Origin of the sequence: Moraxella sp. CTOTU47616 (assembly GCF_032017465.1) — a bacterium.
Lineage (GTDB): Bacteria > Pseudomonadota > Gammaproteobacteria > Pseudomonadales > Moraxellaceae > Faucicola > Faucicola tetraodonis.
The window spans coordinates 98,591-113,095 of sequence record NZ_DALZPU010000006.1 but is presented as its reverse complement, the minus strand read 5'-3'; the positions used below and the strand labels follow the sequence as shown (position 1 = coordinate 113,095).

The window sequence follows — 14,505 nt, the reverse complement described above, 5'->3', positions numbered from 1 at the left end:
TTCATAAAATTTAATGATGTGAGATCAGAATGCTTAAGGATTTTGAATTAAAAAATTATGGACCAATTAATGAAGTTCATGGAAAAAGACTAGGAAAAATTAATCTAATTCTTGGCAAAAATAGTACAGGTAAGACTTTTTTACTCAAGGCATTATATAGTGTACTTCGTAGCCATGAAGAATCTAACAGAGGTAATTCTAATCAAGATTTTTCTGAAGTTTTAAGTGATAAACTATATTGGACTTTTCAAACTGAAAAAATTGGTGATATCGTCACAAAAGGTGATGGTAAGAAACTGTCAACAACCATTACTTTAGAGGATGAAAGCTCGCTATTTTTCAGTTTTGGCAAAGATACTAGTGTAAAAGTAGCTAATATAGAGAATAATCTTACCAAAAGGGAATCTAATTCTATTTTTTTACCACCTAAAGAAGTTTTGTCATTGATAGATGTAATTTACAAATCTGCTGTTATTGATAAACTTTTTGGTTTTGATGCTACCTATGTTGATTTAGTTAAAGCACTAAAAATACCAACTCAAAAAGGGCGGAATTTAGATGCTTTTGCAAGCTCTCGTAAGCAACTGGAAAAAATGTTTTCAGGGAAGGTAGAGTTTGATGCTAAAGGTCAAAGTTGGATTTATAAAAAAGGAAATAGTAAGTTTTCCATAATGACAACTGCAGAAGGTATTAAAAAGGTTGCTATTCTTGATACACTTTTGGGAAATAGATATTTAGATAAAGATTCAATCGTATTTATTGATGAGCCTGAATCTGCTTTGCATCCTACTGCTATTGTTGAGTTGCTTGATATTATTTATGTACTGTCTCAAGCAGGGATTCAGTTTTTTTTAGCGACTCATTCTTATTATGTCATTAAAAAGCTATTGTTAATTGCTAATAAAAATCAAATGCATATTCCCACACTAATGGCCAATGAAAATGGTGAATGGGAGCAAACTTGTCTTCTTGAAGATGGATTACCAGAGACTGAAATTATCAATGAGTCTATTCGGTTATTTGAGCAAGAGTTTCAAGGAATTTAAGTTAGAATGATTACAATAAAAGAATCTGGCGTGACATTTGGACATTTTGATGAAAAAGATATTTATAAAATAGAGAATTCCGCAGGACATCAAGGATTGGGTGATGGTTTTAAAATTGTTGAATTTACTTATTTAAGAAGTAATGTATTATTTTTTATTGAAGCAAAGTCATCTATACCAAAACCAGAATCAACTTCAGATTATGAAGCTTTTTGGCAAGAAATTTTAGAGAAATTTGAAAATGCGTTACTATTGGAGTTAATGGGATGTTTGCGAAGGAATCAGCAAGTCTATAATGAATTAGCCGACAATCATAAAAATATTGATTGGGAAACTATAGATATTCATCTTAGACTCGTCATAAAACCTGTTCCAAAAAAACATTTACCACCTATTACCGATAAATTTAGAGCAAGATTTAAGAAAGTGTTAAAACTATGGGCTATAAATCCCAATAATCTTTTCGTAATTAATGAAGAATTAGCAATTCAAGAAAAGCTTGCGATTTAAAAAAGGGATACATGTCCCTTTTTTAAACGTTCCACTCCACAAAATTCTTCAATAGTTGCAACCCTGCGGTATGGCTTTTTTCGGGGTGGAACTGGGTCGCAAACAAATTATCTTTAATCACGCTGGCACAAAACTCAACGCCATAATCACAGGTTGCCGCCACAATCGAAGTATCAGACGGCACACAATAAAAACTATGCACAAAATAAAAATGGGTATTATCTTCAATCCCTTGCCATAGCGGATGCGCCAAATCCATATGGGTGATAGTATTCCAGCCCATATGCGGTACTTTAATGCGTTCGTTTTTATCATCTAGCCAATGATCATCAAAGCGTTTGACGTCACCACCCAGTACCCCTAGACAGTTTACCCCATCATTTTCTTCTGAGCGCTCAAACAACGCCTGCATCCCCACACAAATCGCCATTACAGGCTTATTAAATACAGCCGTTTTGACAGCATCAGCGATACCCGCTGCCTGCATCTCTGCCATGCAGTCGCGCATTGCCCCTACACCAGGGAAGACCATTTTGTCTGCCGCCGCAATGACTGCAGGGTCACGCGTGATCGACACATCAGCGCCCACTGCCGTCAAGGCTTTACCCGCCGAATGTAAATTACCCATGCCATAATCTAGCAATGCAACCTTTGTCATCTGTTATCCTGTTGTCAAAAAAAGCCCAAAACTGCGATTAAGCGCTGATATCACTTGGCGCTCATCATCGTCAATTACCAAAGAAGTTTTGAAAAATACCAAAATAGCCATTATATTAATATCATCACATTGCTGCGCGAATAGCACTATTCGCAAAATCGTAAGGACAATAATAATGGCAGAAAAAAACTATTATGACATTTTAGGCGTCGATAAAAAAGCCAATGAAGCAGATATTAAAAAAGCCTATCGCAAACTGGTGCGACAATATCACCCTGATATCAACGACTCACCCGATGCCGACGCCAAAATGGGTGAAATCAATAACGCCTATGAAACGCTCAAGGACGCTGAAAAACGCGCCCAATACGACATGATGCTCGACAATCCTTATATGGGTCAAGGCTTTGGCGGCGGTCAGGGCTTTAATGCCAATATGAGCCAAGCGGATTTGGATGAAATCCTTCGCCAGTTCGGCGGTGGGGCTGGCGGTCGTCAATCGCAAAGTACGGGTGGCTTTAGATTTGATGATATTTTCTCGACATTTGGGGGCGGGGCAGGCGGGTTTTCAGACGGATTTGGTGGCAGACAGTCGCAACGCTCGACCAAAGGCGACGATCAGCACGCCGAGTTGTCAATTGATTTGAAAGCCACTTATGAAGGCGATACCCGTAAAATTAGCCTAAATTTACCCGTACAAACCGCGACAGGTCTGGATTATCAAACCAAGACCATTGAAGTCAAAATCCCCAAAGGTATTGCTGAAGGGCAACAAATTCGCTTGGCAAAACAAGGCAATCCAAGCCCGTATGGCGGTGATAATGGCGATTTGTACCTAAAAATTAAATTTAATCACCCAGACAATATCCGCGTAGAAGGCAAAGACGTTTTTCAAACGGTAGACGTTGCGCCTTGGGAAGCAGCCATGGGCGGTCAAATCACGGTCAACACGCCTGCTGGCAAGGTCAATGTCAATGTCCCAAAAAATAGCCGTACTGGTACCAATCTTCGCCTTAAAGGTAAAGGTATCCCAGCCAAAGAAGCCGGTGATTTGTATTTAAGCTTAAATATCGTGTTGCCAAAAATCGATACAGATGCAGATATCCAAGCGTTTGAAGTGTTCAAATCGGCATTTGCCTCGTTTGCGCCAACGCGCTAATCTATTGATAATTAAGCTCTATTAATAACTAAGCAAAAAAAACAGGCAGTACAATAAAAAAAATGACAAAACAGCACCAAACATAACTATAGAGACACAACAGGAGTGCAACATGGCTCAAACCACCAATACGGATTTAGCATTACGGTTAACCTTAGATGATTTGATTATGGCAAGTAGTTGGGATAAAAGCTGGGTATTAGCGCTAATGGATGAAGATATTATTTATGCTGAAACGCCTGCTATCGACAGCCAGCCCTATTTTAATAGCGCACAACTGACAACGGTGCGCCTTGCCTCACGCCTACGCCGTGATTTTGATGCCAGTCCACAAGCGATTGGCTTAATACTATCGCTGCTTGACGAGCTGAGACCGCTTCGGCAGTTACAGCGGCAAATCACGCTCACGCGAATGGTTCATGATGTGGATGACAGCTAGCAAACATCAAGTTAGCCAACATCAATTTGGGTGAATTTAATCCTAAAAAAGGGTGGGTTATCGCGCTATAATCCGCCCTTTTTATTTGCTACAGCAAACGATTATTGGGCGTACCCATGGTTACGGAGCCAATTTTGTAGAAGTTGAATTTCGGCTTGTTGGGTATCGATTAGGGTATTGGTAAGGCTACGCACTTTGTCATCGTTACCATATTTGGCAACCACTTGTGAGAACGCAATCGCGCCTTTATGATGAATCAGCACGGTTTGGGCAAACGCTTGGTCGGCGTTTTTAGTCATGACCGTGTCCACCATTTCTTGCTGCATATCATCGATAATACTATCGATTTCTTGCTGGGCTGCTACACTATCTGCCATCGGCTGATTAGGGTCCGCGGTGTTTTGAATCAGTTGCATGGCAAGCCAATTCTGTAATATTTGTGATTCATTTTGGCGTGAGCTAATAATGTCTCGGGCTAAACCTAGCAGTTCAGGATTTTTGCCGTATCGCTGCTCAATACTGGCAAGCGCGATGGTTTCATCAAAATGACTCAGCATAGCTTTGACAAAAATCATATCAGGCGAGATGGGTATATAGTCAAATTGATTAAGGGCGGTTGGTTCACTGGCTGCAGCCGCATCGATACTTGGCTGCTTGATGACAGTAAAATACGCTTCTTGATAGTCATTGATGGTAATTGAGTCAGGCATCACATAACCTTGTGCCAGTTGACTGACGGTAAGCATGTTTTTATTGATTGCCTGTGTGTCTAATACTTGGGGCAATGGTTTATCATCGAATTCTTGGGGCGCGCTCACGGCGGCAGCGGTAGGGGGTGCTGGCTGCTGAGAATCAGATTGCTCACAACCAATCATGCTGATAACTGCGATGACAAGCAAGATTGATGGTGTGAGGTTGGACATGCATCGGCTCCCATGCCTTGATTTTATACGGTGTGTTTTGAAATGATGATTGTAAGCATTAACGGTAAGCGTTGACTGTCAGCATTGATTATCAGTCTTAGGCAAGAGTATAAAGTAGGGTCATCACAGTGACTATATCAATTGTGTCATGGCAGCTTGCTTATCATTTGCTAACTGCTGATTGTGCTAACTGGCGATTGTGCTAACTGCCGCTTGCGAGCAATATCCCCGCCAAAGTAAAAAACGCGCGATAAGCGGCTACTTTTTTCTCCAAGCTTTGCGGGTAAGCGCGCGAGGTCGATGGCAACCGATAAATACCAAATACTCGCCCAAAAGCGTTAACTTCAAGAAACTGATTGGTTTTTGGCAGTTTATAGGGTGTTTGGCTGGGATTAAAATAGGGTGACGCGGGGTCACTGATACTTTGGTTCACCAGCGCTATCAGCACTTCTGTGGCTTTGCCACCGGTGGTGTAAATCCACTTGACCTGCTCAAGCTGTGCCAAAACTTTACCCAAATCAACCGTCGCAACCACGGTCAAATGTTCGTCAGCCGCATTGCCTTTTTCGCGGATGACGTGAGTGACTGAAGGACATTCACCGATGTTATAAGCCTGTAAAAATGCTTTGATTTTTTCGGCATCAAAGCGTTTTTCATCACCGACTCGAAAATAATCAATATCATCAAAAAACACCTTACCCATGATACGCCACATATCATTATAAAAATTGGGATAATGAAATGCCATGCACCATTTATCAGGTGTGGGCGGCATTGTACCCATCATCAAGACTTTGGTATCAGCAAAAAAGAAGTTACCAAACGGATGGGCTTCGACACGCGGGTCAGTCAATAAATCAGCAGACATATCAGTTTTTATTTCTAATTAAATACACGCCAAGCGCGGCACTGGCAATAATCGGTAATAACACCATAAAAAAAGGTGAAAATCCCGTGCTTAGACTGACAAACCCGACCAAATCTTGCAGATAACTAAATACCAAGCCAAATAAAAGAGCGATCACAATACGATAGCCCAAGCTTTGGTTACGCAAGGAGCCAAATACAAATGAACAAGCAACCAACACTAGCGATAGCATGGCAAGAGGCGCCAATAGCTTTTTCCAAAAGGCAACTTCATGCTCCAGTGAGCGGCGTTTGTCTTTGGCTAAGAGCTGTTGGTGTTGCCATAATTCGGTCACTGACATGTTATCAGGGCTGCGTGTTAACAGATAAATCGCTGACGGCTCAATGGGTAATTGCAGCGTCATAGTCGGTATGGTAGTCAATTGACTGTGCCCATCGGCGGCGATGGTTAATTGTTTGATTTGTTGCAGCTGCCAGCCCGATGTCTTATCAGCGGTATTTTGACTGACAAAGCTGCCGGTATCGGCCTGCAGCACTTGTTGGATATGGGCGTTGTCGTCTAGCTGCCAAACTTTGATATTTTTGAGCTCGCCTTTGGTATTGGCATGGTCAATATTGATGATGCGGTTGGCTTGTTTGTCCCAATAACCGTTGATGGCACTTGATAGCAAAGGTTTGTCATGCTTGACTTGGTGCGCTAACTGATTGCTAGTTGGCACTACATACTGCCCAAGCAACAAACGGATAATGACAAAAATAATCGCTGGTTGCATCACCCAACCGACTATTTTAAAGCGGCTGATGCCTGCTGCTTGAATCACCGTCAACTCACTGGTGTTGGCAAGCAAGCCTAGCCCTACCACTGCGCCTAATAGTGTGCCAAATGGCATATAGTCGAGTAAATCACGGGGTGCACTATAGGCAATAAAACGCAAGGCATCTAAATAATTGTAATGGTCATTGAGATCCTGCAACTCTGCCAGATAATCAAAGACGACTTTAAGTAGCCAAAGACCAATGATAGCCCCTGTCATGGCAAAAAGCGCTTGTTTTTTAACGTAACGAGATAAAATCATGGCTGACCGCCTGCGGACAACTGACGACTTTGGCGACGATAGCGGACACGATGTACCACGCGGCTTTGCCAATTTAACAACAATGCAAATGCGATAAAACCAACGATTAGCCAAATATACGCGTACTCACTAATGCGCTCTTTACCAATGGCAGTGCGTAGCGAAATGATACTAATCGCACAGCTAGCAAATATGAGCACTGAAGGTAACAGACGAAGCCAGCGTCCTTGACGGGGGCGTACTTGTGCAAGCGGGGTAGCAAGCATCGCCGCAATGATAATCAGCCACGGCATGGTAAAGCGATAGCCAAGCTCGGCTTTGACTTCGGGTTTTTGGGTATGGGCGAGCAGTTTGGCAGTGGTTTGGGTTTCAACATTGGTTTCGGTAATTGTTTCGCTGGCAGGTTTTTCTAGGGTAATGCGATATTTTTCAAAACTGGCTTGGTTGTATTTGGCGTTGTTGGTGCCAAGCTCATAGCGACGACCCTGAAACAAATCCAGCTGCATTGAGCTATCCGTGTCTTTACTGGGTACTTGATAGGCGCGCGTGGCGGTGATGATAACATCGTTTTTGGCGATTTTGCCGGTTTGCTGTTGCACCACGTATAGGTTTTTGAGTTCACGTTTTTCTTTATTAAACTCATCGACATACAGGTGATAGTTGCCACTGCTGATAAAGGTTTTTGGACGCACTAAATCAAGCAAACTACCGAGCGACTGGGTTTGCCAAATCTGCTTACTGTTAGACAGTCCCCATGGTTTTGCCAAAAGACTAATTCCCATTTGAAATATAAATAACCCAGTAATCAGCGGAATCATCAAACGCGTCAGACGACCGCGACTGATACCACTGGCAAACAGGACGCTCATCTCCTGATCCACGTACATACGACCGAGCACGAGCATCAGTGCGATAAAAAATGACAGCGGTAAAATTAGCTCAAGAAAGGTTGGAATGTTATAGCCAATAATGGCAAATAGCAAACCCACATCCAGCCTGCCTTCTGCAGCGATACCAAAATAGCGTATTAAGCGACCGCCAAGCATCAGCGCCATCAGAAATAACAGCACAATCGCAGTATTGGCGGCGACTTGTTGCGTCATATAGCGTCGTAATATCACAAGTAACCACCTAATATTACTCAAAAATTAATCAATTCAAACAGCTAGGGAAGTAAATGCCAATATTGTACGACATCATACCATTCGGCGCATCTGTTAATCGGCTATTTTAGCGCGTTGCCGAGAGATTATGAATATGAATACTGTAAGGTAACATTTCACAATGACTTTTCACCACCACTTTTTACAGCCGCTTTATCAAAGCCAATTTTTACAAAGACTTTTTACAACCGCATTTTACCCTACACAATGACGCCTGCTATTCCATCACGCAGTGATAACCCAATGCTATAACCCAAATACCATAATAGGTATGCTATGATAATAGTTATTTCTTGATAACAATAATTAAGGAGCTTGAATGAATTTGACATTGACACTAGCGACCGCGCTTAAAAAAACGGTCAAGAACAGCTATCACGTGGTATTGGTAGATGACAATAGCCAAACTATGGGGCAACTAACGAGTGAGCTACAAACCGCTGTCAGTCGCTTGATTGAAGCGAGTCGTTTTAAGGGTAAGCTTGCCGATACCGCAATCAATTATGGTACTGACAACAATGTGGGTTTATTGTTGGTTGGCGTGGGCAGTCAAGATAAATTAAACGGCGGTAGCTTGCAAAAAATTGCCAAAGCAATTTATGCAAGTTTGAGTCGTCTTACCAAATCTGCGGTGATTAGTTTAGGCGATAGTATGGATGAAGTGAGTTTTGGTCAGTTGGCATTAGCCCTGTTAAATCAAAGCTATACCTTTGATATTTATAAATCGCAAAAAGCGGATAAACCGACGCTAAAAGACGTGACCTTATTGGTCAGCGCAGACAACCAAGCCGCGTTTGACGCCCTGCTACAGCTGCAACAGGCAACTGCCCAAGGTCAATCACTCACCAAAGATTTGGCAAATCAGCCACCGAATGTATGTTTCCCTGCCTATCTTGCAGAGCAAGCGCAAAACTTGGCAAATCAATACCCAGAGCTATTGACGGTCAAGGTATTGGGTGAAAAAGACATGCAGCAATTAGGGATGAACTGCTTTTTGGCAGTGGCTCGAGGCTCCGCCCATGAAGCTAAGCTAGTATTACTTGAGTATAATGGCAAAGCCGCCAAAAAAGACAAAAACAGCAAAACCAAAGGCAAAAAATCAAGCCTAGAGCAACCGATTGTACTCGTGGGTAAAGGCATTACCTTTGACAGTGGTGGTATTTCACTCAAACCAGGTCTCGGTATGGGTGAGATGAAATACGACATGGGCGGTGCAGCGGCAGTCATGGGCATGATTAAAGCGCTATGTGAAGCGCGTCTACCGCTACAAGTCGTTGGCGCACTCGCTTGTGCGGAGAATATGCCATCAGGAACAGCGACTCGCCCTGGCGATATCGTCACCGCCATGAATGGTAAAACCGTGGAAATCCTCAATACGGATGCCGAAGGTCGTTTGGTACTATGCGACACCTTGGTATATGTGCAGCGCTATCAGCCAAAAGTGATTATTGACATGGCAACCTTGACGGGGGCGTGTATCGTGGCGCTGGGTTATGTGCGCTCAGGTTTATACAGTAACAATGAAGATGTGATTTTTGAGCTTGAACAAGCTAGCGAATCAGCGTATGACCGTGTTTGGCACATGCCACTGGATGATGACTACCAAGAGCAGCTTAAATCCAACATGGCAGATATGCAAAACATTGGCGGTATGCCGGCAGGGTCAGTCACAGCGGCGTGTTTTTTATCGAAGTTTGTTGAAGATATCCCTTGGGCGCACTTGGATATCGCAGGGACGGCATGGCAGTCGGGTAAAGAGCCAACCGCAACAGGTCGTCCAGTACCGTTATTGATGCATTATCTTTATCGCCAAGCTACCCAAGATGCAGTCTAGCTGATAGGACGCTGACCCCTAATGATGGCCTCGCAAATTAGTTTTTATATTTTATCCCCGCAAAAAAAACAGCTGGCGTTTGTCTGCCAGCTGATTTCAACCGTGCTAGCCAAAAGCGATGATAGCATTATCGTAGTAGCAGCATCCGAGCTATTACCCCCACTTGATGACCGACTATGGTCATTGAGTGATGTGGCGTTTATTCCCCACCAAATTATCCAGCAACTTGATGCCTTTTATCACCAAAAACTCCCTGCCAGTGTGGTACTTACCGATAATATCGAACTTGTCACCTTATTTGATGGCGTCGTCATCAATCTCACCAACGAAGCAATTGTAGATACCCAAGCTAGCCGCCTGCTAGAAGTTATCGACGCTGCCCCCGAACAGGTTGAAAGTGGTCGTCAAAAATACCGCGTTTATCAAGCACAATTACAATCACTAGCAACCAACAGCGCACCTGCCATCCAAGTTTTTCAAATCCGATAACCTCTCTACCCAACACTTTGATAGCTTTAAATTGACAAGTTGACGATTTTAAAAATAAATTATGCAAATTGTTAAAAAATGTTAATATATCAGCCATTTTTGCGGTGAAATATTAAGAGGTTATTATGTTAAAGCTTATCCAAGCGTATCAGCGCGTGGGGTTGGTGCCTTTGATTGTGATAGGGCTGATACTCGGTATCTTAGTCGGTTCATTAGCCAATCCGACTATCATCGGCGGTTTATCCATGAGTGTGGCGCAAACCATCTCAATTTTGGGTGCGTTGTTTGTCGGTGCGTTAAAAGCGATTGCACCGTTGTTGGTGTTTATCTTAATCATTGCCGCTATCAGTCAGCATAAATCAGGCACTCAGGTCAATGTCCGCTCAACCTTGGTACTGTATATGGCAGGTACGTTCTTGGCAGCTTTGACGGCGGTAGTAGCAAGCTTTTTATTCCCAACCGAATTGATTTTAAAAGCCGGTGAAGTTGGTCAGACGCCACCGTCATCTTTAGCAGAAGTGATAAAAGCACTATTGACCAACATGGTGGAAAATCCTGTCAAATCGATCGTCAATGCCAACTACATGGGCGTGCTTTCTTGGGCGGCGATTTTGGGTCTTGCCTTGCGCCATGCCTCAGACCATACCAAGCAAATGATTAACGATTTGGCAGAAGCGGTCTCAAGCGTGGTCAAATGGGTAATTTGGTTTGCGCCATTGGGCGTTTTTGGCTTGGTGACACAAACCATCGCTGAAACGGGTCTGTCGGTGTTATTAAGTTATGCCCGTTTGTTAGCGGTGTTGGTCGGCTCTATGGTGTTTATCGCTTTAGTTGTAAACCCATTAATTGTATTTGTCAAAACCCGCAAAAATCCTTATCCACTGGTGTTTACCTGCCTTAAAGAAAGTGGCATTACCGCCTTCTTTACTCGCAGTTCAGCCGCCAATATTCCTGTGAATCTAAACCTTGCGCATAAGTTGGGTTTGCATGAAGATACCTATTCAATCACTATTCCGTTAGGTGCCACCATTAATATGGCAGGGGCGGCGATTACCATCAATGTCATGACATTGGCAGCGGCACATACGTTAGGTATTCATGTGGACTTCGGGTCTGCGCTGTTGTTAGCGGTGGTGTCTACCTTAGCTGCGGCGGGGGCATCGGGTGTTGCAGGGGGGTCATTGCTATTGATACCATTGGCCTGTAGTTTCTTTAATATTCCTGACACCATTGCCATGCAGGTAGTCGCGATTGGCTTTATTATTGGGGTAGTACAAGACTCGGTTGAGACAGCACTCAACTCATCAACGGACGTGTTATTCACCGCGGCAGCAGATCCCAAATATGCTGCTTATCACCGCTAAAAGTTGCTAAAGATTTTGAGTCATATAACAATAAAAAAGGTATTCAGAGTGTCTTTTTTATTGACCAAATAATCAATCCACTAATTAGCCACAAAAAAAGATGCCACGCAGGCATCTTTTTTTATAAAAATCGTTTAACAATTAGCGATTATGGGTTTACTACAACGGGTACAGTTTGTACGTCAACAGGTACGGTTGTCGTTGTTGAGGCAATCGCTGTGTTATCATCAACCGGTTGCACGGTGACTGATTAAACCGCAGGACCTGTTTGGGTAACTTGCGCTACTGGTACCACCCAGGATTTGATTGGGCATTTCTAGGCGCGACTGGCGCAACAGATTTGTTGCTGCTTTCGTCGATTTTTAGGTCAGCTGGGATATCAATGTTTACTTCACTGGTTCTTGGAGCTACTTTGCTGCCTTTTTTAGCCTTGGCTGAAGCTTTGGTGCTGTGAGTATTTTTTGATGCTTTTGTGGATTTTTGGGTAGCTTTTTGGGGTTTTGCTTTTGCCGTTGCTACGTTTTTGTGTGTGGTAGTCGATTTGGTCGTAGTTGTTACTTTAGTCGCTGCTTGGGCACTCACGGTAAGACCTGTTGCTATGACTAATGCAGTAAGTGTTGTGGCTAACTTTTTCATAATTTTTTCCTCATTGTTGATTGCTATACTTGTGTCTATAGTTATTCTATAGTTATATAGGTAGTTAGTATAATTCCCAAATATGACAGTATTATAAAGAGAATCACTGTTAAGGGAATACTAAAAGCCTAGATGCCATTATAAAACAATCATCGGCCGCAACAATGTAAGGATTAGGGACAAAATGTTGAGAATACGTAAACAAATCCTAATGCCATTAAGGAAGTTATTCGGTAGCGTTAACAATCAGTGAGCTTGTCAATGCAAGCTACAGCTACATTAACATAGCATTGCAATACTTACTAATGCTTACCAGAAGCATGAACATCATTAACCATGCATGGTTTTTTTTGCACTTTTTTATACACAGGCTATGAGAAAGCCACAAACCTTACAAAAGTGCTCGTTACAACGCTATAGAATTATTTTAATATGTACTCATGCGATAAAGCATAGGTTAACAGGCTTTAACAACTAAAATGCAAAGTGTCTAATGCAAAATTTCTAAGTGCAAAAACAGGACATTTAAAACAATAAAAAAGGAGAGTTATCATGTTTCGTTGGGCTATTATTTTTGCGGTAATCGCATTGATTGCGAGTTTCTTAGGTTTTGGTGGTGTCGCAGGTTTATCGGCAAACTTGGCATATGTGTTCTTGGCAGTAGCGGTGATTTTATTTATTATCGCCTTTATTAGCCGAAAAGTTTAAATACTAAAGTAATAAGATAGGTCTATTTAATTTGGTATGATCGTACTAAATACGCTTAAAATAACCTTTTACAATACGAAAACACGTTTGTTTGATGCAAAGTGTTAAAAATGTAAAAGGTTATTTTTTTTTGTCAGAATTTTCACTCAAATATAGCTTTGCCTCATATGCCAACAATGCCAGTAAGGCAACCAAAAATGGCATGATGTAATACAGTAATCTAAAAATCAATAACACCGCCAGCATCTGCGTCCGATCGACTTTGGGCAAAGCCGTAATCATAACCACTTCAAATACGCCCAGACCGCCAGGGACGTGACTTAAGATGCCGATTGCCATTGATTGAATAAACGCAGAAAAGGTCGCCCAATAGCTGATATGCTCAGAAGGCGGCAATAGTAAGTACAGTACCAACGCCACGGTACTTAAATCTAAAATGGCAATCGCAATCTGTTGCAGCACAATTTTAGCGGGCGGTAAGTCAAAACGCCAACCCCGAATCACCACATGTTTGCCTTGCCTGCCAGCGTACACAATAATCGCTGCAATAACGATTAACATGATGATGCCAAGCATCCGTACATAGAAAGTATGCTCAAAGATGCCAAGCGATTTATCCAGTTCAGATAATAGTTGAATGGTAATATCAGGATGGCTAGTCAAAGACGCCCCAATCAACGTGGTAATACCAAAGGTAAATGCCATTGACACCATCCAGACGATGTTGGCAATTTCATTATGACTCAGATTAAAACGGCGATAGTTACGATAACGGATACCACTCGCGGTGACAAGATTGAGCCCAATGGTGTGGCTAATGGCATAAGCGGTAAAAGAGGTGAGGGCGACATGGCGGTAATCAAGTTTTTTGCCAAGTTGGCGGAGCGCAATAAAATCATAAATGGTGAGTACTAAATAACCAAAAGCCACCACGATGGCGGCGATAATAAGATGGAAAGTAGGAATATGCGCGATAGCGTCTAGAACGTCTTGATAGTGCACAGTTTTGGTCAAACCATAAAGCGCACGAATTGCCATAAAAAAAATTAATACCGTAATCGCTGTTAATGCAAGTCGCCAAACCTGCTTAAACCAAGAACTATTCATGCATTCAACCTAATATTTTTTAGTAGACATTACGATCAATTAATCAATTAGTCGCCAACATTATTTTCATTATCCTCAAACAATGTCAAATTTATCTCATCATCTTGCGCAGTTTGAGTGGGGGTTTGGTGCGCCAAACGCTCGGCACGCAGTCGTTTGAGTCGTCGGATAGTCAATAACTTAAGTACTTGCCGCTTTTGTGAGTCATTCATCATAAGCCAAAGGTCACGCTCGGTACGATTGCGCAAACAGCCTTTACAATACCCCTGTTTATCAAGCTCGCAGACTTGAATACAAGGACTGGCAATCTCAAATAACTCTTGCTGCTCCATCGCGGTGATAACTCCTGACTACGCCATGCCAATGGACGAGTAATCCACCTATGCAGAGATAGGGTTAACTGGGCTGAAAATCAAATAACACAGACAAAAAAGTACCACCAAACACGGCTATCTAACTAACACGACAAATTTTAACGTGTTGAAACCTCGCATCATGGCTATTTTAGCCAAGCAATGCTAAGATT

Annotated in this window: 16 protein-coding genes; 8 read left to right on the top strand and 8 right to left on the bottom strand. The window is 42.4% G+C overall.

Annotated features, from left to right (window positions below):
- Nucleotides 1-29: 29 nt before the first annotated feature.
- Entirely contained in the window at nucleotides 30-1,046 is a 1,017-nt protein-coding gene (locus tag RTS10_RS08375; RefSeq protein ID WP_203171275.1) for an AAA family ATPase, read from the top strand.
- A 6-nt stretch (nucleotides 1,047-1,052) separates the two neighbouring features.
- Nucleotides 1,053-1,556: a hypothetical protein gene (locus RTS10_RS08370; protein ID WP_282842149.1), complete on the top strand. Its 504-nt coding sequence runs from the start codon at nucleotides 1,053-1,055 to the stop codon at nucleotides 1,554-1,556.
- Nucleotides 1,557-1,578: 22 nt separating this feature from the next.
- On the opposite strand, the gene hisH is transcribed toward RTS10_RS08370, so the two are convergent.
- The gene (gene hisH, locus RTS10_RS08365; protein ID WP_282842148.1) at nucleotides 1,579-2,214 is read right to left on the bottom strand and encodes an imidazole glycerol phosphate synthase subunit HisH; all 636 of its coding nucleotides are present in this window, start codon (nucleotides 2,212-2,214) and stop codon (nucleotides 1,579-1,581) included.
- Nucleotides 2,215-2,389: 175 nt separating this feature from the next.
- Here hisH and RTS10_RS08360 point away from each other — a divergent pair, with 175 nt between their 5' ends.
- Both RTS10_RS08360 and RTS10_RS08355 read left to right on the top strand, forming a co-directional pair.
- Complete coding sequence (locus tag RTS10_RS08360; RefSeq protein ID WP_312539951.1) at nucleotides 2,390-3,373, top strand: J domain-containing protein; 984 nt, start codon at nucleotides 2,390-2,392, stop codon at nucleotides 3,371-3,373.
- Nucleotides 3,374-3,485: 112 nt separating this feature from the next.
- Nucleotides 3,486-3,812: a chaperone modulator CbpM gene (locus RTS10_RS08355; RefSeq protein ID WP_312539950.1), complete on the top strand. Its 327-nt coding sequence runs from the start codon at nucleotides 3,486-3,488 to the stop codon at nucleotides 3,810-3,812.
- A 101-nt stretch (nucleotides 3,813-3,913) separates the two neighbouring features.
- On the opposite strand, the gene RTS10_RS08350 is transcribed toward RTS10_RS08355, so the two are convergent.
- The 4 genes from RTS10_RS08350 to lptF form a co-directional block, all read right to left on the bottom strand.
- Nucleotides 3,914-4,735, bottom strand: coding sequence for a DUF305 domain-containing protein (locus RTS10_RS08350; RefSeq protein WP_312522228.1), 822 nt, complete (start codon nucleotides 4,733-4,735; stop codon nucleotides 3,914-3,916).
- A gap of 202 nt (nucleotides 4,736-4,937) precedes the next feature.
- Nucleotides 4,938-5,603 carry a hypothetical protein gene (locus RTS10_RS08345; protein WP_007115837.1) on the bottom strand — a complete coding sequence of 222 codons (666 nt, stop codon included), beginning with the start codon at nucleotides 5,601-5,603 and terminating at the stop codon, nucleotides 4,938-4,940.
- Nucleotide 5,604: 1 nt separating this feature from the next.
- Nucleotides 5,605-6,678 (bottom strand): LPS export ABC transporter permease LptG, encoded by a 1,074-nt coding sequence (gene lptG / locus RTS10_RS08340; RefSeq protein WP_312539949.1) that lies wholly within the window; start codon nucleotides 6,676-6,678, stop codon nucleotides 5,605-5,607.
- Entirely contained in the window at nucleotides 6,675-7,781 is a 1,107-nt protein-coding gene (gene lptF / locus RTS10_RS08335) for an LPS export ABC transporter permease LptF (RefSeq protein ID WP_409455599.1), read from the bottom strand. The genes lptG and lptF overlap by 4 nt, the downstream gene beginning before the upstream one ends.
- A gap of 379 nt (nucleotides 7,782-8,160) precedes the next feature.
- Here lptF and RTS10_RS08330 point away from each other — a divergent pair, with 379 nt between their 5' ends.
- From RTS10_RS08330 to sstT, 3 genes are all read left to right on the top strand, one after another.
- Nucleotides 8,161-9,675 carry a leucyl aminopeptidase gene (locus RTS10_RS08330; protein ID WP_312539946.1) on the top strand — a complete coding sequence of 505 codons (1,515 nt, stop codon included), beginning with the start codon at nucleotides 8,161-8,163 and terminating at the stop codon, nucleotides 9,673-9,675.
- A gap of 21 nt (nucleotides 9,676-9,696) precedes the next feature.
- Nucleotides 9,697-10,164 carry a DNA polymerase III subunit chi gene (locus tag RTS10_RS08325; protein WP_062332918.1) on the top strand — a complete coding sequence of 156 codons (468 nt, stop codon included), beginning with the start codon at nucleotides 9,697-9,699 and terminating at the stop codon, nucleotides 10,162-10,164.
- 125 nt (nucleotides 10,165-10,289) lie between these two features.
- Nucleotides 10,290-11,528, top strand: coding sequence for a serine/threonine transporter SstT (gene sstT, locus RTS10_RS08320; RefSeq protein ID WP_312539944.1), 1,239 nt, complete (start codon nucleotides 10,290-10,292; stop codon nucleotides 11,526-11,528).
- 282 nt (nucleotides 11,529-11,810) lie between these two features.
- On the opposite strand, the gene RTS10_RS08315 is transcribed toward sstT, so the two are convergent.
- A complete protein-coding gene (locus RTS10_RS08315; protein WP_065253561.1) occupies nucleotides 11,811-12,164 on the bottom strand; it encodes a hypothetical protein in 354 nt (117 codons plus the stop codon).
- A gap of 552 nt (nucleotides 12,165-12,716) precedes the next feature.
- Here RTS10_RS08315 and RTS10_RS08310 point away from each other — a divergent pair.
- The gene (locus RTS10_RS08310) at nucleotides 12,717-12,872 is read left to right on the top strand and encodes a DUF1328 domain-containing protein (RefSeq protein ID WP_007115844.1); all 156 of its coding nucleotides are present in this window, start codon (nucleotides 12,717-12,719) and stop codon (nucleotides 12,870-12,872) included.
- 120 nt (nucleotides 12,873-12,992) lie between these two features.
- On the opposite strand, the gene RTS10_RS08305 is transcribed toward RTS10_RS08310, so the two are convergent.
- The gene (locus RTS10_RS08305; protein WP_312539943.1) at nucleotides 12,993-13,979 is read right to left on the bottom strand and encodes a putative bifunctional lysylphosphatidylglycerol flippase/synthetase; all 987 of its coding nucleotides are present in this window, start codon (nucleotides 13,977-13,979) and stop codon (nucleotides 12,993-12,995) included.
- Nucleotides 13,980-14,026: 47 nt separating this feature from the next.
- Nucleotides 14,027-14,311, bottom strand: a complete 285-nt coding sequence (locus RTS10_RS08300) for a DUF1289 domain-containing protein (RefSeq protein ID WP_159373971.1) — start codon at nucleotides 14,309-14,311, stop codon at nucleotides 14,027-14,029.
- Between the last annotated feature and the right edge of the window lie 194 nt (nucleotides 14,312-14,505).

What these genes read in the sequence shown, in the direction of transcription:
- RTS10_RS08375 (WP_203171275.1), top strand. Translation starts at nt 30, where the DNA reads ATGCTTAAGGATTTTGAATTAAAAAATTATGGACCAATTAATGAAGTT.
- RTS10_RS08370 (WP_282842149.1), top strand. Translation starts at nt 1,053, where the DNA reads ATGATTACAATAAAAGAATCTGGCGTGACATTTGGACATTTTGATGAA.
- hisH (WP_282842148.1), bottom strand. Translation starts at nt 2,214, where the DNA reads ATGACAAAGGTTGCATTGCTAGATTATGGCATGGGTAATTTACATTCG.
- RTS10_RS08360 (WP_312539951.1), top strand. Translation starts at nt 2,390, where the DNA reads ATGGCAGAAAAAAACTATTATGACATTTTAGGCGTCGATAAAAAAGCC.
- RTS10_RS08355 (WP_312539950.1), top strand. Translation starts at nt 3,486, where the DNA reads ATGGCTCAAACCACCAATACGGATTTAGCATTACGGTTAACCTTAGAT.
- RTS10_RS08350 (WP_312522228.1), bottom strand. Translation starts at nt 4,735, where the DNA reads ATGTCCAACCTCACACCATCAATCTTGCTTGTCATCGCAGTTATCAGC.
- RTS10_RS08345 (WP_007115837.1), bottom strand. Translation starts at nt 5,603, where the DNA reads ATGTCTGCTGATTTATTGACTGACCCGCGTGTCGAAGCCCATCCGTTT.
- lptG (WP_312539949.1), bottom strand. Translation starts at nt 6,678, where the DNA reads ATGATTTTATCTCGTTACGTTAAAAAACAAGCGCTTTTTGCCATGACA.
- lptF (WP_409455599.1), bottom strand. Translation starts at nt 7,781, where the DNA reads ATGACGCAACAAGTCGCCGCCAATACTGCGATTGTGCTGTTATTTCTG.
- RTS10_RS08330 (WP_312539946.1), top strand. Translation starts at nt 8,161, where the DNA reads ATGAATTTGACATTGACACTAGCGACCGCGCTTAAAAAAACGGTCAAG.
- RTS10_RS08325 (WP_062332918.1), top strand. Translation starts at nt 9,697, where the DNA reads ATGATGGCCTCGCAAATTAGTTTTTATATTTTATCCCCGCAAAAAAAA.
- sstT (WP_312539944.1), top strand. Translation starts at nt 10,290, where the DNA reads ATGTTAAAGCTTATCCAAGCGTATCAGCGCGTGGGGTTGGTGCCTTTG.
- RTS10_RS08315 (WP_065253561.1), bottom strand. Translation starts at nt 12,164, where the DNA reads ATGAAAAAGTTAGCCACAACACTTACTGCATTAGTCATAGCAACAGGT.
- RTS10_RS08310 (WP_007115844.1), top strand. Translation starts at nt 12,717, where the DNA reads ATGTTTCGTTGGGCTATTATTTTTGCGGTAATCGCATTGATTGCGAGT.
- RTS10_RS08305 (WP_312539943.1), bottom strand. Translation starts at nt 13,979, where the DNA reads ATGAATAGTTCTTGGTTTAAGCAGGTTTGGCGACTTGCATTAACAGCG.
- RTS10_RS08300 (WP_159373971.1), bottom strand. Translation starts at nt 14,311, where the DNA reads ATGGAGCAGCAAGAGTTATTTGAGATTGCCAGTCCTTGTATTCAAGTC.